We start from the raw sequence: 21,650 nt of genomic DNA, 5'->3' as shown, positions 1-21,650 counted from the left end.
CGAATAAAACGTCATCACGTATGGCAGGGGAGGAAACACCATGAACCGGAAAAACCCGCACCACACGAATCAACCTGTAGCTGAGCTGCCCGTTCCTTTGGAATTTGATCGGACTTGGATTAATCAATTGGAATCACGACTGGATAAAGGAGGTCCTTGGGGGGATTATCGACTCTTCCAACTCGGCATTCAAGCCGAAGAGACCAACCTGATTCCCAATTTTGACGAGATCCAATGTCTCAAGCATCTACAAGGCCTTACCCCACTCCCTCACCAGATGGACACTGCTCGCAGAGTATTATTTGAAATGTCAGGCCGGGCCATTCTCGCCGATGAGGTGGGTCTGGGCAAAACCATTGAAGCCGGTCTCATTCTGAAAGAATATATGGTTCGGGGTCTCGTATCCAAGGTACTCATTCTCGTGCCTGCCTCTCTTGTACTGCAATGGGTACGGGAGTTGAATTCAAAATTTGGCATCCCTGCTATTGCCCAGAAAAAGGCCTATTCCTGGCAGAATGAAGTAGTTGTTGCTTCCATAGATACAGCCAAACGTGACCCGCATAAAGATATGCTGCTGAATACTGATTACGACATGATTATTATTGACGAGGCTCATAAGCTCAAAAACAAGAAAACAACCAACTATCAATTCATGCTCAAATTGCGCAAAAAGTATTGTCTGCTGCTTACAGCTACACCTGTGCAGAACGATATGAGTGAATTGTTCAATCTGATCAACCTACTGAAGCCCGGTCAACTAGGTCGTCAGGGTGACTTTGCGGCCAACTTTGTTGTAGACAAACGTGTTCCGAAAAATCAGGAACAGCTTAAGAACGAGTTATCCAAAGTCATGATTCGTAACCGCCGCGGCGAAGGCCCCGTTCAATTTACCAAACGGAACGTCTCCAACGTGAATCTGCAATTATCGCCTGAAGAACAAGCGCTTTATGATGGCGTGACTTCCTTTGTTAAAGACCAGTACCAGGAAGCTGGCGGCAACCTGAGCAGCATGCTCTCCCTTGTTACATTGCAGCGTGAAGTGTGCAGCAGTCGGGATGCTGTATTCGTGACGCTTGTTAATCTGTCGAAGAAACTTCCGCTGGACTCTCCCCTTCGGGACAAGATTTGGGAACTCGTTGCCCATATTAAAGCGATCAAGGAGAATACCAAAGCGGAGAAAACGATGGAGCTGGTTCGGAACATGAATGAAAAAGTAATTATCTTCACCGAATACCGGGCCACGCAGGAGTATCTGCTAAACTATTTCCGCAACAATGGGCTTACGGCTGTACCCTATCGGGGTGGCATGAATCGAGGCAAAAAAGACTGGATGATGGATCTCTTCCGCGGGCGTGTGCAGGCCATGATTGCAACCGAAGCGGGTGGTGAAGGCATTAATCTGCAATTTTGCCATCATATGATCAACTTTGATTTGCCTTGGAACCCTATGCGGGTTGAGCAGCGGATCGGTCGGGTACACCGGCTGGGACAGCAGAATGACGTGAACATCTTCAATTTATCCACGACTGGAACCATTGAGGAACATATTCTGAATCTGCTGCATGAGAAGATCAATATGTTTGAGATGGTGATCGGCGGGCTGGATGTCATTCTGGAACGGTTAGAGAAGAAGGAGTCTATTGAGAAAAGTTTGTACAAAATCATGCTGGAATCACAAACTGATGAAGATATTCGCCGAAAAATGGATTCACTTGGACAATCGTTGAACTCTATTCAACGTGAGGTTTCAGATGAAGGGCCTGCCGTATCCGGGTTGTTAGATCTTCGTAAAGGAGGTAGCTAACTCATGACCATGTCTCCCCATGAAGTGCAGGCTTATGTTCTCACCTATCTGGAAGCACTGGATTGTCAGATTATGGAGCGTTCCCCTGCCCATGTTACAGTCAAACTCTCGCCTGAGGCGGACAAAGCGTTGACCAATCGCCCCTATTATTGGGGGTTCGTGGAACGAACCGGAGCACCCGCTGAGACGATGTCCTTTACATTTATATTTGATCCTGACAGTTATCAGCAGGCCATTGAAGCAGCAGAAGCCACAGCTGCGCAAGCATCACCTCCTGCTGTTCCTAACCCTGATGGAACGAATGGCGTAACCAACGGCAGTCCGCAAGGCGAGCCACCAAAAGAAACTATTCTAGGCCGTTACTTCGGTATTACGCCATCGCTGCCACAGCTGGGGCCAGGACGAATATTGCGTGAAGAAGTGGTGTATGGCAGTCGCAGACTCCAGCAGATTTTCGGCGCTGCCCGTGAAGGCGGTGCTTTCGTGAACCTGTTCGAACAGGCTGCCAAACGGCAATTGCGCGCTACAGCTCCAGCCGTATATGAGCCTTGGCTTGGTGTCTGTTTCAAGGTGGAATTCGCCTGTGATTTGAAACGGGAGGAATTGCATTTTCTCGGTATCTCCCTTCGCTCGGGTGAAATTATAGAGAAATTCGGCACGAAGCTGAACCGACGTGATCTTAGTCCGAGGCTTGCGGAGAACATGCATGTACAGACAGCTAAAGTTTCGTTATTTGATGCCGGAGCTGCTTTGGAATCTCATTTGACGAACCGCTTGTTGGAACTCGATTATAGCTGGGCAGAGAAAGCCCAAGAGCGGCTTGATCTGGAGCTGGACGTGTTGGACACCTACTATGAGGCGGTACTCCGAGAAGATATGCCTGAGGTAGAATCACCAGGTAACATAACCTCAGACACGGAGAATGTCCCTTCTAACCGCACGCCACCTGTACCACTGAAAAAAGTTGTGGATATAACTAACGCTAAACCCATTGGAGCAGATGTAGAACTGGCGGCAGAGGCCGCAGTACCGATCGACTCCGAGACAGATGCCGAAGAAGAGAAAGCAAAACAGGCGGTAATCGATCGCGAAGCTATGAAACTGCAGTATGAGACACGCCGGACCGAGATGATCTGGCAATATGAACCCAAAGTGAAAGTGACTGCCATTAGCAGCGGCATGTTTCACTTAAGATAGACGAAGACACTACTTTTCCTGCAAATGCTGGCAAAAGTAGTGTTTATTTATGATCAGCTACCCGACAGGTTGCAGCAACCTTTGCATAGCCTGTCCCCTAGAATGAAACTAGGACCCGCTCAGGTAACGGATAAATGAAAAAGTAGGTGTAAATTTGAGACGATTCTTTCATACGTGTTGGAACAACGCTTGGAAAACAACCTGTATAACCTTGGGCTTGCTCAGTTGTCTTGCCCTATTCTCTTTTTGGTCGATAGCCAATGCAGAGGAACAAAAAATGTCTTCGCTATCCCCCGCATCATCAACAGAGTATAGCTCCAAACATCATGCCATTCAGAATGAAAAGCTAGCTCCCGCTGCTGTGCAACAGTTTGCAGAGCAACAAGCTGTTACACTTGGTACAGCTAACGGCGAAGTGCATTGGAAGAACGCCGACCTGGACTTCTACCCTCTGGGGCCGGGTTTACATAGCTGGCTTGTACAAGCTGAGTTTGAAGGCAAACCGATCGGATATATGATTATTACGGCCACAGAGCAGGGCCAGTTGATGCTTAGTGAATATGGTCATGGAGAACAGTCACCATACGACAATGAACTTCTTGGACAAGCCTTGGATCGACAACATGTGAATCTTGAGGTATTACTCGCTGGCGGGGGAGAGCTTCATCTTGGTTATGCTCTTCCCCTACTGGCTTATTGGAAAGTGGAACAACCTAATCATCCTGCACTTTATATTGAGGCTACGAACGGAGATGTACTACCTTCAGAGTTACTGAACCTGCTAGAGGCTGATTCCAAACAGAACTCTGCCAGCATAACTGATTTATCCACAACGCCATCTTTATCAGTCGATCCACTTCATCTTCGCCCCGTCTTCAATCCGGCTGACAATTTATTGTGGATTACCTCCAAACCTGTTGCTGCCGACCGGGCACAAGATGTGATACAACACGGGGAGAATCAAGAGATTGTTTTCTCAGCGGGTGATCGTAACGTTGTATACGGTGGTCCTCTACCCGTTAGCGGTTATCAGCTATGGCATGCAGATCAGGAAGCAGAGTCCATTCTATATGTAGCGCTAGGTGGAAAATCATCCATTCAACGCTTTGTCCCTTTAAGCACATTGCAGCAAGATGGCCATTTTTACCTCGTAAATCCTTGATCATCAGCAAATTCTTAAGACACAGTCAGATAATTTGTAAAACAACAAATAAGACGCCTTCCCATTTTATTAAGGGATTGCGTCTTTTGGTTTACCATTAGTGAAATAGGTAAGGGATAGTCACCCTTTTCCCGAAGAACTTCGTTTATGAGACTGTGTATCGAATTCTTTTTCCTTTTTCCCCACCCACAGGGATACAGCGAAAGGGATCATACCAAACCACTTCATCGCCCACGGCTCTTTCCTTTTGGTGCGACCTTTCCGCTCATCCTTCGGCGTATCGATATAATGTACTACACGTTGCGTAATGTATTTTACCAACTCATCACTTTTGGCCATAACCTCTGCCTCCTTCGCTCCTGCACTTTCACGGAGCTTACGATAGTTCTATTGTGTGCAGGATGTGCAATGGTTAAACATTTTTTTATTGAAAGGAGTATGAAAACCCTCAAAATGCACAGTCTAATGCCAAAGGTATCCATACAGTCTTTAATCTGCATCCGGTACCTATTTCATGAAGGAGTGTGTATTCCCATGTATAAGCTACTGACCGCTTCGGTGGCCTTGCTCATTAGCTTCCATTGTCTTCCCATCCTGCCCCACCATGTCGCGCATGGAAAAGCAGCCCCGTCCCAGAACAGTCCATCCATGCTACCAGTGACCGATGGAGATGCTTATCGCTCAAGTCATCATGCCTTTGCAGCACCCGTTATCCTGCTCGACGTAGGCCATGGGGGTATTGACGGTGGTACGTCAGCCCAAGGTGTGCTGGAAAAAGATATCAACCTGGCCATTAGCCAAAAGGTCTATCTCCTGCTTCGCAGCAAAGGTTATGCCGTTATCATCAATCGACTTGGTGATTATGCACTTAGTGATGAGAACCGCTGGCTGAACAGCCGCTCCCGTCATACCAGAGATCTTGCCCAACGTAAAAGCCTTAGCGAAGAAGTAAGTACAGATATCGTGGTCAGCATTCATGCGAACTGGAGTCCCCGATCGACAGCACACGGCCCGGTGGTACTGCACCAGAAAGAAGGCAGGAGTTATTTGCTGGCCCAATCCATTCAGGATGCCATGAACAAGTTGTACGAAACGGAGCACGGGGTTGTATGGGGCAAGCCCTTTTATATATTGAATTACGTGAAGCAACCTGCCGTCATCGTCGAAACCGGATTTTTGAGCAATGCGGCAGATCGAGCCAGAATGAATGACCCCGCTGAGCAAAAACGAATCGCCCAGTCCATTGCCAATGGCATTATTTATTATCTGTCGGTAGTGTAGGAGCAGACTGCCATTGCCACACATCTCGAACCAGATCACCAATCCCTACAAATTGGACCTGATTTTGCAGACGGGAGACGGATTCACGAATTACTGCGGATGTGTTCATCCCCGAATGACCGACATGACCAATGACAACACAGATATCCTTGTCGATCGCACGCTGAGCAGCCAGATCCAGTTGCTTGCGAATGTGTTGCTTGGAGTTTTGATCATCCAGGAAAATGTCATTACCTACAGGTGGCATGTTTTTGGATATGGCCAGTTCCCCCACCACGGAGCGAAAGTTCGTACGACTGTCTACAAAGAAGAGGCCCCGCTCCTTGCATACATCGAGCACAATGGACATGATGCGTTTGTCCGAAGTAATTTTGGAACCCATATGATTGTTCATGCCAATGGCGTGCGGCACATCATCAATCGCTTTCTCCACGCGTGAGCGGACTTCTTCATCTGTTAGATTGGATGTGATTGCACCCGGGCCCAGCCATTCAGGTCGTCCTTTCTTGGGTTCCATGGGCATGTGCACAATCACATCCATTCCCTTTTCATGTGCAGCCATCGCATCTTTCTTCGTTGTTGGTAAAAAAGGCATAACCGCTACCGTCAGTTTGACTGGCATCGCCAGGATCTCTGCCGTACCCTTCATGTCATTACCAACATCATCGATGATAATCGCTAACCGTTTGTGATTCGATGTGGACTCTGAAGCTGCCGCTGTAGGCCCTCCTGCCGATATGCCTGCGTAAAACACAATCAATAATGCCATGATACCTGCAATGAATCGATAATTCTTTCTCTGTACCTTCATCATGATTCCCTCCCCGTAACTTCTGTGATCTCATTGTTTGATAATGAAGGGAGGAATATGTAAGCCAAAGCCTTCCTTAATGATCATACCCCCGCCCATTGAAGACCTCTATCTCAAGCGAATCCCCCATCATTCCAGTTTTCCCTTTTGCATTCAGACAAGAACTGTCATTGAATAGTTAGAAAATAGAGATTAATTAGAAAAAATACTGTAATTTGTCAGGTTTTCAGTTTAGGAATTTTTTAGTAGAATCAACAAATGAAAGAGGTTCTATGCTTCAATTCTATCCTATGATTTATGGAAGGAGGTTTTGAAAGGGTTTACATAAAATAAATGCCAGACAATCCGCTATTCTTGTTTGTTATTCCTGGTTGCGGTTTCTCTATGTAACTTACTATTATCGAGGAGGATGAAAGTAGTGAAATTCAAACTAAAAAAGACGATTAATGTTCTTTTGGCCTGTTTAACAGCCCTGCCTTTGATGTTAACCCCGACAAATGTGTCAGCAGCCAGCGATGCCAACATTAATTTGTCCTCGGAAAAACAGCTGATCAAGGGCTTTGGGGGCATTAACCTTCCTGCCTGGATTGGTGATCTGACTCCCGCTCAACGTGAAACTGCTTTTGGTAATGACCAGAATCAATTAGGCTTCTCCATTCTCAGGATCTACGTTGATCCAGATTCCAATAACTGGTATCGTGAAGTTGCCACAGCCAAACGAGCTATCGAAAAGGGTGCTATTGTATTTGCATCCCCATGGAATCCTCCAAGCAGCATGGTTGAAACGTTCAACCGCAATGGGGACACAAATGCCAAACGTCTGAAATACGACAAATATACCGCATATGCGCAACATCTGAACGACTTTGTAACCTACATGAAAAATAACGGCGTAGATCTGTATGCCATTTCTGTACAAAACGAACCGGATTATGCTCATGACTGGACTTGGTGGACTCCACAAGAGATCCTTCGATTCATGAAAGAAAATGCCGGGTCCATCCAAGGTACCAAAGTCATGGCGCCTGAATCATTCCAGTACTTAAAGAACATATCCGACCCAATCCTGAATGATCCGCAGGCACTTGCCAACATGGACATTCTGGGAGCACATACGTATGGAACCCAGATTTCGAATTTTGCCTACCCTCTCTTTAAGCAAAAAGGAGCCGGTAAAGAACTGTGGATGACTGAAGTGTATGTTCCAAACAGTGACAACAACTCAGCAGACCGCTGGCCTGAAGCATTAGACGTTTCCTATCACATGCACAATGCCATGGTAGAAGGTGATTTCCAGGCCTACGTGTGGTGGTACATCCGCAGACAGTATGGTCCGATGAAAGAGGACGGTACCATAAGCAAACGCGGGTATAATATGGCTCATTTCTCTAAATTCGTGCGTCCAGGCTACCTGCGAGTCGATGCAACGAAAAATCCGGATACGAACACATTTGTCTCAGCCTATAAAGGTGATAACAAAGTCGTCGTCGTGGCAATTAACCGTGGAACTTCAGCCACAAGCCAAAAATTCGTTCTGCAGAATGGTAATGCCTCTACTGTGTCCTCATGGATTACGGACAGCAGTCGAAATCTGGCAAGCGGAACCTCGCTTAACGTATCCAATGGAGCCTTCACGGCACAGCTCCCGCCTCAGAGCGTAACAACGTTTGTTGCCAACGTTACTGGCGGAAATAGCGGCGGGAATACAGGCAGTGGCACTACGTATGAAGCCGAGACCGGAACGTCACTTACGGAAGCTGCCATTGAAACAATCTACACCGGTTACACTGGGTCCGGGTATGTTAACTTCAATGCGATGACTGGTTCGGCCATTCAATGGAACGGCATTAATAACACGACAACAGGTACCAAAAACGTAAAGTTTCGTTATGCGCTGGAAAGCGGCACTCGGAACCTCGACATTTTTGTGAACGGAACCAAAGTCATTAGCAACGAGCCCTTTCCGGCTACGGGAAGCTGGTCCACTTGGGTTGAAAAAACAATACAGGTCCCCATGAACACGGGGACCAATACATTGAAAGTGGTTACCACCGGATCGGAAGGACCGAATATTGACAGCGTTAATGTTACCGCAGCACAATAAACGTTCCGTATGGCTGATGGAAGACATTTGCTGTACGTGCAGCTAAGCACTAACCTCTTGAATACTCATCACTAAAGTTAGTGTTATATCAAAAAATGCAAAAAAAGACTCCTTAAGCGTTAGCTTAAGAAGTCTTTTTATTAGATGCGGTCGAGAGGACTCGAACCTCCACGGGGGTTAGCCCACACGGACCTGAACCGTGCGCGTCTGCCAATTCCGCCACGACCGCATATTGTATCTCCGTCATCAATATCGGCGACAATAAATAATATATCATGCGTAATCTATCATGTCAACACTGAAAATAATAACAATAAAGCCCGAATCAGACGTCCATGTCGATTCGGGCTTTACCTTTAACTGCTGCTAATAGTTTGGTTCATTAAAACGGAAGCATACTACAAATTACAGCTTGGAAGGCCAGTTGCCATACCATGCATAACCGCCTCTTCTTTCTTTATCAATATCACTTAATTTGTATTTAACTACCCCGTCACGACCAATAAAGATTGGTTTATCCGTTCCGATCTCATAGAAGCGTGCCCAAATTGGTGCAGCTTTGGAATCAGCGATAATTTTACTATCTCCATTAGCTCTTTCATACTTGTAACCCGTAATTTTCACTTTGTTAAACCAAGCCTCCGCTCCTTTAATGGATGCGGTAATTTTAGCGTTAGCAGGTCTGGTTTTCAGAAATTTAACAATCGTTACACTCTCTCCAGCTGTCAGTGATGGCACTTCGTAGATTCTTGCGCTCGCTGGTTTAAGAGAGCTGGAATCATGTTGTTGTCCCCATGCTGTCAGCTTACCACCTGAAACGACCTGTGTATTCAGAATCGCCTCCACACCTTTGGCAACTGAATTTTTACTGCGGTTAGCAAGTGTGCTGTCGATAAATGAGAAATCACCTTTGCGTGCTGCTACTTCATCCAGCATGATCATTACATTAATCATGGCATCATCATTGTAAGTGATGTGCTTGTGGTATCCGGAGCTTTGGTAAACTTGTGGCCACCCGCCGTTTGAATACTGCATGTTGATCAAAAAGTTAATTCCTTTGATTGCAGCTGTGGAGTAACGCGGATCATTCGTCTTTTTAAATTCCTTCGCCAATCTTCTAATTTCTGAGTATGTAGCCTTGTTGTCTATCGTGGACTTTGCCCACTCTCCACTTGTCTGTTTATAATCTTTTCTCCAACCTCCATCCGGCAGCTGGTTCTTCAAAATATCAGAAATACTCGCTGTAGTACCCGACGCATCTGCAGCAGATACCGTCCCTACAGGGAGAACTGCCATTCCAACTACTGAGAACACCATCGTACATGCCAGGACAAAAGTAATTATTTTCTTCGCTTTCAAATGTAACACTCTCCTATGTTCGTTTTTATAAATCTTCCACTTCTACTTTACCTATGATATACGCCCCAAACCTCCTTTATTTGTATTTATCGCATAATAAAATCAATTTTCATCCAATATGTGGATTGGATAATCAGATAATATGCAAAAAATCGATTTTTGTCAATATATGCAACTTAATGAATATAATCTCTCTAATTCTACATAACGGGATAGTTCTTTTAACTCATGACAAACCTATTTATTTATCCAAATTCGTCTTAAACGAACCAATAATGACGTTTTTGTCATGAATGATACCCAAACTTGATCCCTTCTTTCATATAAAAACCTTAATTCCGCTAACATTGAGGTATTACGAAGGGTTTTAAATGGGTTTGACAATTACGCATTTATGCAATATAGTTTCAAATAGTTACAAAAACTTAATTATTCATTGCCGAGTTTCATGTTTGAAAACGGGGGAACCAATTTGGGTGAATTATTCTTATACATAGGAAATATAGGGAACCTTCTACCGAACCCTTAGCTAACTCCGTAGGCATCGAAGGGAGAACATTGATTTTGAAAAAACTGATTATCTCCATTTTTGGAGCAGCTGTATTATTTACATCCGGGGCAACAAGCACAGAGGCAAGCAGTATCAACTCCGTAGTGAACAACATGACAGGTATTCCTTACAAATGGGGTGGCACAACTGTAGCCGGCTTCGACTGTTCTGGTTTTATGAGATATCTTTTCAACAAATACAGCATTGAATTACCACGTACTTCGCAGCAGCAAGCCAAAGCAGGTACTCCCGTATCCAAGAGCAATGTTCGGACAGGTGATCTGGTGTTCTTTAATACAACAGGCAAAGGCATTTCACATACAGGTGTATATATCGGCGGCGGACAATTCGCTCATGCCTCCAGCAGTAAAGGTGTAAGCATCACGAAGTTATCGAATCCATACTTCAATGATCGTTATGTAACAGCACGTCGGGTAACTGGACAGTTTATGTATGATAAAATGTTAGGTAAAATGTGATTCACATACAAAAAGGCATCGGTTATTAACCGGATGCCTTTTTTGCACTTAAAAATTTATGTTGCATTGCTTACTAATGCAGCGCCTTCTGCACTCGCATCGCACCCTGAGACAGGGCATGTCCTCCACCAACAGCTCCGGCCACGGCTACGGTCTCCATGATCTCCTGATCTGTTGCACCCTTGGCACGGGCTTCTTCTACATGGTAGAAGGTACATACCTCATTGTTGGCGAATAATCCAATGCCAAGTGCAATTAGCTGTTTTGTCTTCGCATCAATCACGCCAGGTTGGAAGCATTCTCCGGTAAACTCATGATACGACTTCACCACACCTGGCAGCACATCGCTTAATGCTCCAATCTGATCCTTGTAGGCATGAACTTTATCATTCATCAATGTCATGGCTTGTAGCACACCCTCTCGGCTATAGTTACAGATCTTCCTCACTGTACCTATCTTCTCTCCCGAGTGAGCCAATTATGCCAAGAAATCATGGTAATTCCAAACATTTAACGCGCATGGCCCTGCCATAATTATAAGCTGTTACTCACTAAGTGGACTCTGGCGCGGCTCGCTGAACAGCTGATAGCTGTAACCTCGGTCCAGCTTAACGACACGTCGATTCTGACGACGGATAAGTACCTGCTCGCCATCCCAGGCAACCACAATGCCCTTCACGTCGTTCGATTCCAGCTCGTCCCGTACGACTCTAACTTTCTCACCTGACAGACGCAGGGCGTCCAATTCTGTATCACTAATCATCTTCATGGCTCCTATATTTCAAATTTATTTACAAAAAGAGACCTAAATGAAAAGTCATTTAGGTCTCACGTGACTGTATTGGACTGTCATGTCATTCGAAATTATGTCCCGACTGAAAGTTACCGCTGCGCGTGCTCTTTGCTGTCGTTCTTCTCGAACCAAAAATCAAGCACTTTGGCGGACATCACACGTTCTTCAAGGTACTCCACTTGATGCGGTGTAAATTGTTCTTTCCAAGAGAAGGACAACTCTTCGCACAAGCCTACAATCGTCAGTAATTCTGACCAGGCAACATAGCGTTTGTACCAGAAAAATTGAGGATGTTCAATCATATAGGGATAAAGGTCATCGAATTCCGTATGTTTACAATCCAGGGCACGTTCAAAATGAACTTTCGATTCCGCCAGCTTATCATTAAAAAATTGTTCTGTTGCCGGTTGGTTCCCCATGGTGTTGCCTCCTCTCCCTAACATAACCCCATTATAAATGAAATCGGCGGTCATGCAAAGGCATAGTTCAAAAAATAGGCCCTATTCCTTTAAAATGTCACATTTCGTTATCGTCAAATTGTACTGTTCCATCGTTCAGGGAACGAATGCGTACCAAGGCTTCCACCGGAATACCCTGTTCACGAATCGTGCGTGCCCCTGCCTGGAAACTTTTCTCGACCACAACGCCGAATCCGACAAGTTCCGCACCGGAACGCTCGATAATTTTGATGACGCCACGAGCGGCATCTCCATTGGCAATGATATCATCAATGAACAAAATGCGGTCATTCTCATGAATGAACTCGCGGGATACCATAATGTCAGTTACAATTCCTTTGGTAAAGGACGGTACACGTTCACAGTAAGCATCAGGATCAGCCAGAAGTGTTTTTTTGCGACGGGCGAATACAAGGGGCACCCCAAGTTCATAGGCTGCGGCAAACGCAACCGGAATCCCTGAGGATTCTACCGTGATTACCCGAGTTACTCCACTTTCACGAAAACGGGCAGCAAACTCACGTCCCATCTCCATCGTTAATGCAGGATCAATCTGGTGGTTCAACAGACCATCCAGCTTTAATACTTGATCCGAGATAACCACACCTTCTTGTAAAATTCGTTGTTTCAATAATTCCATGATTTGACCTCCCAAGCCTATCCTATGAGGTAAAAGTATCATATATCTATCTATAAGTTCAAGCGAAATTGCCTTGACGCTGTCCTTGGGACGCATTTCAAGCCAAAGCTCATTATCGATTGTCATGACTTTCGTGGGTCAAGCATACCTTGTACCATGGTACCCGCATGTCCAAACTATACAGGGGCCTGAGAGGGGAAACACATGAAACAGGCATTTCGGGTGCTGCAGATCGCATTTACATACATTGGAACGGTTGTTGGAGCCGGCTTCGCTACAGGGCAGGAAATTTTGCAGTTTTTTACCCAGTATGGCAAATGGGCCACCATCACCATAGGCTTATCCACCATGCTCTTTGTCTGGTTAGGTACCAAAATGATGCTGATCGCTCACGATACCGGGTCCCGCTCTTATGAGGATCTGAACAAACATTTATTCGGCCATAAGGCGGGCAAATGGATCACCTGGGTGACCCTTCTCATTCTCATTGGCGTGAACAGTGTCATGCTTGCCGGAGCAGGCTCCGTTTTTGTCGAGCATCTGGGTTTGCATTATCAGACAGGTCTGATCGTCACACTTGTAGGGACATATCTGCTTCTCGGTCGGGGCATTCAAGCCATCCTACAAATGAATAGCATCGTTGTGCCCATGATGCTCCTGTTATCTCTGCTCATGATCACCAGTACGATCCATCATCCAGGTGCTTCCCGATTCATCACACTGACGACAGACTCAAACCCTATTCAAGTGTGGCTGTCTCCACTATTGTATACTTCATTCAATCTGGTGTTGGCTCAAGCTGTTCTTGTGCCTGTAGGTAACCAGATTCGTAGTCGGAATGTGCTGAAGTGGGGTGGAGTATTGGGTGGAATTGGCGTTGGTTTCATGCTGATGGCAGCTCATTTTGCCATGTCAGCTCAGATGCCCGGCATCATCCAATTCGAAATCCCGATGGGCAGCATTGCCTTTCAACTTGGATGGGCAGTGCAATCTGTATATGTATCCCTTATTTTCATGGAAATATTCACTACCTTTGTAGCCGATATCTATGGAATGACCTTGCAACTGAGACAACATATACGTGTCCATCCCCGTTTCATTACATTAACCATTATGCTATTGTGTTACTCACTCAGCCAGTTTGGATTCAGTTCCCTGCTGTCCATCCTTTACCCCATCTTTGGAACAATGGCATTAATCTGGGCTGCCAAATTGGTACTGAACCGCTGGGGCACCTTTCGTAAACGCAACAATATATAAATCTCACGGTCCATGTATTTCATGAATATGAGCATCCGTTTGCCTTCTAACCACAATTCACCGCGGGTACTCTTTCCTTAAACATGACAAAAGGCCGCTGTTTATCACAGCGGCTCGCACTTTTTGCTCTACGTTTTAGGCTTGGCTAGGAAACTGTAGATACATCTTTTTCAGCTCATTGACTGATCTGCCGAGCGAGTAATGTGTCTTGGCTTTTTCACACGCTGAACGGGCAAGTTCATAACGATAAGCCGGGTCCAGCATCACCTTTTCAAGCGCTTCAGCCAATGCAGAAGGATCTTCTGCCGGTACAAGCAACCCATTGCTACCGTTCTCGATCTGTTCCGGTATACCACCTACATCCGTACCCACAAGGGCAAGACAACTCAGCGCCGCTTCAGCGAAGACGGAACCAAATGCTTCTGCCCGTGAAGGAAGTACAAAAATATCAAAGAATGGCATGAATTCCTCAGGGTGCAGTGTGTAACCATAGAAAATGGTCTCATTATAGATCCCCAGTCGCTGCGCCAATTCTTCCAGGTCAGGACGAATCGGTCCATCTCCAATAATATGTAACACATAATCATGACCTCGACCCTTCAGTTCCGCACAAGCTTTGAAAAGAATATCCAACCCTTTTGCCGGAACAAGTCGACATACCGTGACCAGCTGTGGTATCGCATTATCATGAGGGATCGGCTTAAAGCGCTTCTCATCAAATCCATTGGGAATCACACCGATGACATCAGGTTCCTTCACGTAGGGAGCCAGATAACGGCGGAACGAATCCGACACCGTCAAAAGGCGCTCTGCCTGGTGTTCCAGCTCACCATATATCGCAAGCAGGAATCGATGCTCCGGTCCATCCGTTTCAATGCGTCCATTAAGGATTAATTCTCGTTCATAACTGGAGTGAATCGTCTGAATGAGGGGTGTATCCGGGAAAACTGTTTTCATCGCAAGTCCTGCAATTGGGTGGTGGGCATGGATCAGATCATAGGGCTTCTGAATTCGCAGTTTGGTCCACCAAAGATAATCACGATATGTTTGAATATATTTTTGGACAACAGGACTATCCTGATATTCAGTCCAGTCAAACGTTTCGAACTGAACTTCCTCTCTGCCCTTATTGCGAATTCGCTTTGGCAACGAGAACAGATCCATTTCCCACCTCGGGGTTGTAAATCTCTCTTGCATATACGGAATCATAGAGGATACACCTCCGGGCTGCTCCGGAGGAAAGAAAAGCGCCTGCAGCAATTTCACCGTTAGTTTCCCCCTTTCTAACTTACGTACTGCTCTACTATCCATTATGACATAGGGAAGCCGGAACATCTATATTACGATAACTCGTATATACAACATATTCATGAAACGTTCCCCTCAGAAGCAAAAGCTCTAATTCAGCAGTCCATCGCTTGCGGTTGTCGTCAACATATTCATAGGATAGTCAGAATTCTCAGCTCAGTGGCTCCACGGGCTTCTCATATGTACTGTAACCATCGGTCACTCCCAAAAAAGTATACCCGTTCCGCGCGTAAAAGGCGTTCAACGTAGCATTGCTCGCTCCGCAATCTAACCGAACCGTATGTTTGCCTTCAAAATGTATGCCGCTGCTGGACCATTGCAAAATGGACCGTCCCAGACCGCTCTGAGCATATTTTCTTCGAATCGCTAACCGATGCAGATAAATTGCGCCATCCTCGGCATGAGCTTTTGAACCCCAAAGATGAATATCCCAAGGACTTGGCTGAACCAAAAGGATGACCATCCCCGCTACATCCGCTCCTTTTTTGAATACAAACACATCCCCACGGCGAATCGCCCCTGCCGTATCATGTGAATCTTCACCTTTAAGCAAAGCGTTCCATTGGGAAGAACCTTGGCTCTGTAACCATTCGGCTGTCTCCACCAGCAGCGACATCACATCCTCCGTATCTTCCGGCTTCGCCTGAACCGCTTGAAAACCATCGTTAATATATTCGCTACTGATCCTGAATGAGTGCATCATTGTTCTCCTCCGCTTCCTGATCTCTTTTAAACTAATGGTACTATACCGGGAAATGGATTTTTCGTCAAAACGAGAACAAAAAAAGGTAAAAGGCGGTTGCCCTTTACCCATCTATTCTGGCTTCATCAATAATCTGATTTCGATACAACATCGTCAGGTGCAAGGTGTCAAACTCCATTTCCTTGTCCAACTCCTGCATCAACACTTCGACCAGGCTCTTTCGCTGAATGCTGGTACCAGGAACCTCGTATTCAATGTATCCCGTCAGATCGGAATGAGAAGTGTCTATAGTTGCTGTTCCCACAGGCAATCCACCTCGCTCCTGAAGAAACAACTCATATACCCGGAACTCCCGATCCTTACGCTTCAGCATGACATAACATGTTTCTTCAGCGGCTTCCAACTCGTCCAGATCTGATTCATCGGTATCCTCAAAATCCTCGGAGAAATCGCGATGTACCCACTCTAGCGTTTCGAGTTCGTTGCCCTGATGCCACATGCCGATTGTAATCGTATCGATGATATCTTCATCCAGCTCTCTGACCAGTAACTCTGCCGCAGCTTCCAATTGATTCTCTTCCGGCTCGTCATACCAGTGTATTTCACCTTGTACATCAGCGCCATATTGTTTTAAGGAAGCTTCTGCAAGTTCCTGCCCTTCGACATCATTGAATATATACGTCGATATGCTGCGTCCTGCGCTTACCATTTCCATCTCCAGAACCTGATCCCGATCTTCATATGTAAACGATTCGGCTTGTGAAACAGGGATTACCTTACTTCCACTGCTACCTATATCGTCATAGCTGCCTTCGTCATGATTCATATCTTCAGACGGCCACACTGTCTCTGACTCAGGCTTATGCAGAACCGTATGTAATGAGCCACAACTAACCAGCACTTCATAATACGCAACTTCCAACGCATCTGCAAGAGATCGGACATAGGCATGTACTTTTTCCACAATAAATTCCTCTGTATCATCTGGCAGAGACTCCTGCTCGATCTGAAGACTACCAGATAAACGATCTCCTTCTCTGTACACAAGGAAAAGTGATCCTGCATATTGACCATTGACCATCACGTCCTGTACCTCTCCACCTGATGTCCGCAGGTCTGCAACCAATTCCACATCATATTTCATCACGTGTCCTCCTCCATTCCTAACGTTATTCTCTTAGGATGCCCCGAGGACGGTAGATTATGAGGAAAGCGTGCATTTTAAGTATAAGATGTAGGGTTAGACGGATAACACATATTTTTGGATTGCGTGTGCCACACCCTGCTCGTTATTGGAGAGTGTAACCTCGTCCGCAGCAGCTTTCACCTCGTCCGGTGAGTTATCCATGGCAATGCCTTTGCCCGCAAAAGTCAGCATCGTAATATCATTGAAGTAGTTACCAATCGCCATAATCTCCGAAGGCATGATTCCTTTCGATTCGGCAAGCCTTTTAAGCGCAGCGCCTTTGGACGCTTCGGGATGCATCAGATCAATAAAAAAGTCACCACTCCGTGTCATATAATAAGGCAGATTCCAAGTAGACCATTCCTGAAGTACTGCATCCATCTGTTCAATCGGACCAAATGCAGTGAACTTCGCCAGCGGTTCTGTCATGTCAACCCACTTGGGTAACTTCAGTGGCTCGGCCATAAAGTTGTAATACATCTCACGCACCTGCAACCCCAAACCTTCCGGTTGATCCACATACAGACCAAATGCCGTATTGATGTCAAAATGTACTCCATTGGTTCGACAGTAGGATATGATCGGCTCCAGTCCTTGTCCATCTAATGCAAAATGATGAACTACCTCACGGGTATCGACTTGCGCGGTAACGGCGCCGTTATGCGTAATCACATATCCATCCAGTCCCATCTGCTCCATAAAAGGAATCGTGTTGGCAGGACCTCTACCTGAACACAGGACAATCTCTGCTCCCTGACGGGAAGCTTGGATCAAGGTCTCCTGAGTCCATTCGGTAAGTTCATGATGATCATTCAGCAATGTTCCATCTACATCAAGTGCAATTAATTTATAAGTCATCTGGCTTCATCCTCATCTGTTAGTAGTCGCACCCACCCAAACCCTCCCTTCCGAGGGAGGGCCCCAGAGAGCTCTGCCCTCTGGACTCCCGTCTTGCTCACCGGTGTTAGGTCGGGTCTTGCTATGTCACGGTTGTTGTAGGAACGCTTGTTGCCGGGCACACCGCTGGTCAGCGGCGGTCCCACCCAAGCTTAACCGGGACCATTACGGGCAGGGCTTCGCTCTCTGCCCGGCTCCCTGCTTCACTTCGTGAAGATCGGGAGCTTTCTCGCCTGCGGCGTTAGTATCGGGGCTTTGCTTCCCTCCACAACTCCCTGCTTCACTTCGTGAAGATCGGGAGCTTTTTCCGCCTTCGACGGTTAGTATCGGGGCTTCGCTTCCCTCCACAACTCCCTGCTTCACTTCGCAAAGGACGGGAGCTTTTACTTCCGCAGAAGGCTCAACTCATCTGCGGTTAGTTCACGATAGCTTCCGATAGCAAGATCGGAAGCTAGTTCCAGCTCACCCATCGCCACGCGTTTCAGATAGACCACTCGCTTGCCTACCGCCTGAAACATACGTTTCACTTGGTGAAACTTCCCTTCGTGAATAATAAGCGAGATCGACGAGATCGTACCTTCTTCCGTCTCTTCCTGACCAAGTATAGTCAGTTCGGCCGGCAACGTCTCGTATCCGTCATCCAATTGAATGCCCGCCTTGAAACGTTGCACATCCGCTTCATCCACGTTTCCCAGCACACGGGCTTCATAGGTTTTGGGCACATGCTTGCGTGGAGATAACAGATCATGGGCAAGTGGACCGTCATTCGTAAGAATGAGCAGTCCCTCCGTATCCTTATCCAGTCGTCCCACAGGAAAAGGATTGAACACCCGATCCTCTTTGCGCAGCAGATCCAGTACCGTCTTATCTCTGTTGTCCTCGGTAGCAGACACGACACCCGGAGGTTTATGCAACATCAGATAGATCATCTCCCGATACACAATCCGCTCCCCATCAGCTTCAATGACGTTGACCTCGGGATTCACCTGTACACCACTGTCTTTCACCGCTTTGCCGTCCACATGGATTCTGCCTTGTTTCACCATTTTTTTGAGTTCACTTCGTGTTCCCACACCCATATGGCTTAATATTTTGTCCAATCGCAACGTTTGTTTGCCTTTTCCACTCATACCGATGTCCACCTCCAGCCTGCCGGATATTCATTCTTCAGTACACCATCCAGCCATTTCCCCCAGCCAGCGGCATAACCATCTACACATACAAGAACGTACCCTTTGGCAAACGTATCCGCCTTGAGCACCACTCGTTCTTCTTCAATATTTAACGTTTCACCCTTGAGGTACCTCACGGCTTCGCCATCAGCGGATGACAGATTTACGCTTCTCCGTGCTTCAGATGCATTCAGAGCACACGCAAGCGGGTGGGACGGAACAAATCGTCCATTCTTGATCGTGCCCATAAACCAGCCTGGACGAATGACTTTCAGTCCCTCCAACCGAGCTGCACCAACCGATGATTGATACACACGATCTCCATAACATACCGTCTCTCCCGTTAACTCAATCTCCAATTGTTCTTTCATAAACTGACTGTAGATCTCAACCGGATCAATACTTGCCGAATCAGCTCCGCGTCCATGACCCCGTTCCGATTTACGACCACCGTGATCTTTACCTTTTTTGCTCTGTCTACCCGAATTCTTGCCGCCGCCAGCCTGTCTGTCATGGGACTCTCGGGATTCGATTCGCAATAAACGTTCCTTTTTACGATCAGCCTTGGTTATAGCAATTGAAGAAGCAGCAATAGAGTGATCCTTGTTCCCCTCTGCTTCAATCCTGGACACATCCACGACCTGCCCATACTCCATTGCTCCTTCTTTAACTACTCCAGGTTGATCTGTTTCTACTTCTTGCCCTAGACGATGCTGCAATACAGCGACATAATGTCCCTCTCCTTCCAAAAGGTGAGGCCACAATCTTGCGGTGCCACGCGTTTGATCCAGTACAGCTTCCGTCTCCTCTGCCTTCTCTGGCATCATCTGACGTACCCATTCCGGACGTCCTGTTGCGAACCCTGTATCTTCAGGAATGTCCATTACTACGAAATCCCGGTTTACATTCAGGAACTCCGCAATCATCGCTTCGTTTTCCTCCGGCGCAAAGGTACATGTCGAATATACGATGGTTCCTCCCGGTGCCAGCAACCGTGCCGCAGTCTCCAAGATATCTCGCTGCATGAGCACACATTTTTCCACCGAATGATGTTCCCATGATTTCACCATGTCCTCATCCTTGCGGAACATGCCTTCACCTGAGCAAGGCGCATCTATTAATACTTTGTCAAAATAATGAGGAAATGCATTTGCGATCCGCTCTGGCGACTCATTCAAAACAACCGCGTTACGCACCCCGTACAGTTCCACGTTCTTGGCCAGCGCTTTGGTGCGTTCAGCATGGATATCGTTCGTGACAAGTACACCCTTGCCTTGCAGCTTTGCAGCAATCTGTGTGGTTTTTCCTCCCGGAGCAGCACACAGATCAAGCACACGATCTCCAGGCTCCACCTGCAATAATTCAACTGGAGCCATTGCACTTGGTTCCTGTATATAATACAGGCCTGCATGATAATAAGGGTGCAGCCCCGGTTTAACACCATGAGGTACATAGAATCCTGTCTCACACCACGGAATAGATCTTAGATCAAACGGAGCAATCTCATCGAATTGTTCCATCGATATTTTTAGCGTATTCACTCTCAGTCCCGCATGAGGAGACTGTTCATAAGATTTCATAAATTGTTCAAACTCATCACCCAGCAAACTTTTCATTCGCTCAGCAAATATCAAAGGTAACTTTACACCCATATTCCCACTCATCCTGTCTTGGTAAGATTGCAATATCGTTTTATTTTATCATATCCAAGCTTTGCTTTCCTATCATATCGTATCTATTCCACTACAGCGTGTAATGTAGTATAATGGCAAGTAGATTGATTCCTGAGCAAAAATTCGGGTGTTTATGCATATTATCCCAACCTTTATTTTTGCCCAAACTATATTTCGATATGATCGATGGGGGATGTCCAATGAAATCCAAGAAGAAAAAGAAAAGTGCTGCGATCCTTATTTTCCTGGGTATTTTAATCATTATGATTGCAGCACTGGTTGTCGTAGACCAGCAATCCAAGAAACAGATGGATTCAGTGGAAAATGCTTATGGCATCGCTGCTTCCAAGCTTAATCCAGCTACACGGGAGCTACTTAGTGATCCCAACTATCAACAAATTATTGTACCCACTGATCTCAAAGCCAAAATCGATAACAAAGACAGCTTTTTTGTTTATTTCTTTGCTTCCGACTGCTCGCACTGCCGTGCCACAACACCTCAGTTGATGCCACTGGTTGACAGTGAAGGTATTGAGCTGCCACAGTTCAATCTGCGTGAATTCGAAGCAGGATGGACCGATTACAATATCGAGTTCACACCTACACTCGTCTATTATGAGGCTGGTGTCGAGAAAGACCGTATGGTTGGCGGACTGCAAGAGAATGGCAGTGACCAAGGCTACACACTGGATGATTACAAACAATTTTTCCAAAAATATAAAGGCAGCGCTACTCCTTCAGCAAGCTAAATGATAGGATCTGTTACCACAGTATCTACAATCAGGTACTTGTATCACCAGAAACTGTTCTGTT

At 46.2% G+C, this 21,650-nt stretch carries 21 protein-coding genes, 1 tRNA gene and 1 riboswitch; of the genes, 8 read left to right on the top strand and 14 right to left on the bottom strand.

What is annotated here, in order from left to right; genetic code table 11:
- Nucleotides 1–40 precede the first annotated feature (40 nt).
- The 3 genes from C161_RS10565 to C161_RS10555 all read left to right on the top strand — a co-directional run bounded on the left by C161_RS10565 (nucleotide 41) and on the right by C161_RS10555 (nucleotide 4,163).
- Nucleotides 41–1,804 carry a DEAD/DEAH box helicase gene (locus C161_RS10565; protein WP_036670173.1) on the top strand — a complete coding sequence of 588 codons (1,764 nt, stop codon included), beginning with the start codon at nucleotides 41–43 and terminating at the stop codon, nucleotides 1,802–1,804.
- 3 nt (nucleotides 1,805–1,807) lie between these two features.
- Entirely contained in the window at nucleotides 1,808–3,001 is a 1,194-nt protein-coding gene (locus tag C161_RS10560) for a YqhG family protein (RefSeq protein ID WP_036670170.1), read from the top strand.
- 277 nt (nucleotides 3,002–3,278) lie between these two features.
- Nucleotides 3,279–4,163 (top strand): hypothetical protein, encoded by an 885-nt coding sequence (locus C161_RS10555; RefSeq protein WP_036609605.1) that lies wholly within the window; start codon nucleotides 3,279–3,281, stop codon nucleotides 4,161–4,163.
- A gap of 120 nt (nucleotides 4,164–4,283) precedes the next feature.
- Here the strand turns inward: C161_RS10555 and C161_RS10550 are convergent, their stop codons facing one another.
- The gene (locus C161_RS10550) at nucleotides 4,284–4,502 is read right to left on the bottom strand and encodes a YqzE family protein (protein WP_036609606.1); all 219 of its coding nucleotides are present in this window, start codon (nucleotides 4,500–4,502) and stop codon (nucleotides 4,284–4,286) included.
- Between the two features lie 195 nt (nucleotides 4,503–4,697).
- On the opposite strand from C161_RS10550, the gene C161_RS10545 reads away from it, so the two are divergent.
- The gene (locus tag C161_RS10545) at nucleotides 4,698–5,444 is read left to right on the top strand and encodes an N-acetylmuramoyl-L-alanine amidase family protein (protein WP_036609607.1); all 747 of its coding nucleotides are present in this window, start codon (nucleotides 4,698–4,700) and stop codon (nucleotides 5,442–5,444) included.
- On the opposite strand, the gene C161_RS10540 is transcribed toward C161_RS10545, so the two are convergent.
- Complete coding sequence (locus tag C161_RS10540) at nucleotides 5,419–6,213, bottom strand: divergent polysaccharide deacetylase family protein (protein ID WP_442789428.1); 795 nt, start codon at nucleotides 6,211–6,213, stop codon at nucleotides 5,419–5,421. The two genes, C161_RS10545 and C161_RS10540, sit on opposite strands and share 26 nt — an antisense overlap.
- 451 nt (nucleotides 6,214–6,664) lie before the next feature.
- Between C161_RS10540 and C161_RS10535 the strand changes: the two genes are divergently transcribed.
- Complete coding sequence (locus C161_RS10535) at nucleotides 6,665–8,359, top strand: carbohydrate-binding protein (RefSeq protein ID WP_036670169.1); 1,695 nt, start codon at nucleotides 6,665–6,667, stop codon at nucleotides 8,357–8,359.
- 145 nt (nucleotides 8,360–8,504) lie between these two features.
- On the opposite strand, the gene C161_RS10530 is transcribed toward C161_RS10535, so the two are convergent.
- Both C161_RS10530 and pelA read right to left on the bottom strand, forming a co-directional pair.
- A tRNA-Leu gene (locus C161_RS10530) sits at nucleotides 8,505–8,588 on the bottom strand.
- 176 nt (nucleotides 8,589–8,764) lie between these two features.
- The gene (pelA, locus tag C161_RS10525; RefSeq protein ID WP_036670167.1) at nucleotides 8,765–9,727 is read right to left on the bottom strand and encodes a pectate lyase; all 963 of its coding nucleotides are present in this window, start codon (nucleotides 9,725–9,727) and stop codon (nucleotides 8,765–8,767) included.
- 418 nt (nucleotides 9,728–10,145) lie between these two features.
- A riboswitch (cyclic di-AMP (ydaO/yuaA leader) is annotated at nucleotides 10,146–10,277 on the top strand.
- Nucleotides 10,278–10,282: 5 nt separating this feature from the next.
- Between pelA and C161_RS10520 the strand changes: the two genes are divergently transcribed.
- Complete coding sequence (locus C161_RS10520; RefSeq protein ID WP_036609611.1) at nucleotides 10,283–10,747, top strand: C40 family peptidase; 465 nt, start codon at nucleotides 10,283–10,285, stop codon at nucleotides 10,745–10,747.
- A gap of 73 nt (nucleotides 10,748–10,820) precedes the next feature.
- Here C161_RS10520 and C161_RS10515 read toward each other — a convergent pair whose 3' ends face one another.
- The 4 genes from C161_RS10515 to C161_RS10500 form a co-directional block, all read right to left on the bottom strand.
- Nucleotides 10,821–11,150, bottom strand: coding sequence for a carboxymuconolactone decarboxylase family protein (locus C161_RS10515; protein ID WP_017689352.1), 330 nt, complete (start codon nucleotides 11,148–11,150; stop codon nucleotides 10,821–10,823).
- A gap of 141 nt (nucleotides 11,151–11,291) precedes the next feature.
- Nucleotides 11,292–11,510 carry a hypothetical protein gene (locus C161_RS10510; protein WP_036609613.1) on the bottom strand — a complete coding sequence of 73 codons (219 nt, stop codon included), beginning with the start codon at nucleotides 11,508–11,510 and terminating at the stop codon, nucleotides 11,292–11,294.
- 119 nt (nucleotides 11,511–11,629) lie between these two features.
- Nucleotides 11,630–11,959 carry a hypothetical protein gene (locus C161_RS10505; protein ID WP_036609615.1) on the bottom strand — a complete coding sequence of 110 codons (330 nt, stop codon included), beginning with the start codon at nucleotides 11,957–11,959 and terminating at the stop codon, nucleotides 11,630–11,632.
- A gap of 97 nt (nucleotides 11,960–12,056) precedes the next feature.
- Entirely contained in the window at nucleotides 12,057–12,638 is a 582-nt protein-coding gene (locus tag C161_RS10500; RefSeq protein ID WP_036609617.1) for a xanthine phosphoribosyltransferase, read from the bottom strand.
- Between the two features lie 204 nt (nucleotides 12,639–12,842).
- On the opposite strand from C161_RS10500, the gene C161_RS10495 reads away from it, so the two are divergent.
- Entirely contained in the window at nucleotides 12,843–13,898 is a 1,056-nt protein-coding gene (locus C161_RS10495; protein ID WP_036609619.1) for a YkvI family membrane protein, read from the top strand.
- A 135-nt stretch (nucleotides 13,899–14,033) separates the two neighbouring features.
- Here the strand turns inward: C161_RS10495 and C161_RS10490 are convergent, their stop codons facing one another.
- The 6 genes from C161_RS10490 to C161_RS10465 form a co-directional block, all read right to left on the bottom strand.
- Nucleotides 14,034–15,164: a glycosyltransferase family 4 protein gene (locus C161_RS10490; RefSeq protein ID WP_036609621.1), complete on the bottom strand. Its 1,131-nt coding sequence runs from the start codon at nucleotides 15,162–15,164 to the stop codon at nucleotides 14,034–14,036.
- A 193-nt stretch (nucleotides 15,165–15,357) separates the two neighbouring features.
- On the bottom strand, nucleotides 15,358–15,906 hold the full coding sequence (locus C161_RS10485; RefSeq protein WP_036670165.1) for a GNAT family N-acetyltransferase: 549 nt from the start codon (nucleotides 15,904–15,906) through the stop codon (nucleotides 15,358–15,360).
- A gap of 106 nt (nucleotides 15,907–16,012) precedes the next feature.
- Complete coding sequence (locus C161_RS10480; protein WP_036670162.1) at nucleotides 16,013–17,053, bottom strand: hypothetical protein; 1,041 nt, start codon at nucleotides 17,051–17,053, stop codon at nucleotides 16,013–16,015.
- A gap of 96 nt (nucleotides 17,054–17,149) precedes the next feature.
- On the bottom strand, nucleotides 17,150–17,953 hold the full coding sequence (locus C161_RS10475) for a Cof-type HAD-IIB family hydrolase (RefSeq protein ID WP_036670159.1): 804 nt from the start codon (nucleotides 17,951–17,953) through the stop codon (nucleotides 17,150–17,152).
- Between the two features lie 422 nt (nucleotides 17,954–18,375).
- Nucleotides 18,376–19,122, bottom strand: a complete 747-nt coding sequence (locus tag C161_RS10470) for a pseudouridine synthase (protein WP_036670158.1) — start codon at nucleotides 19,120–19,122, stop codon at nucleotides 18,376–18,378.
- Nucleotides 19,119–20,816: an RsmB/NOP family class I SAM-dependent RNA methyltransferase gene (locus C161_RS10465; RefSeq protein ID WP_036670156.1), complete on the bottom strand. Its 1,698-nt coding sequence runs from the start codon at nucleotides 20,814–20,816 to the stop codon at nucleotides 19,119–19,121. The genes C161_RS10470 and C161_RS10465 overlap by 4 nt, the downstream gene beginning before the upstream one ends.
- A 221-nt stretch (nucleotides 20,817–21,037) precedes the next feature.
- On the opposite strand from C161_RS10465, the gene C161_RS10460 reads away from it, so the two are divergent.
- Entirely contained in the window at nucleotides 21,038–21,586 is a 549-nt protein-coding gene (locus C161_RS10460) for a thioredoxin family protein (RefSeq protein ID WP_036670155.1), read from the top strand.
- Nucleotides 21,587–21,650: the final 64 nt, after the last annotated feature.

Source organism: Paenibacillus sp. FSL R5-192 (assembly GCF_000517845.1).
Classification (GTDB): Bacteria; Bacillota; Bacilli; order Paenibacillales; family Paenibacillaceae; genus Paenibacillus; species Paenibacillus amylolyticus.
Note: the sequence above shows the minus strand (reverse complement) of the source record. Positions and strands in the feature narration are given on the sequence as shown.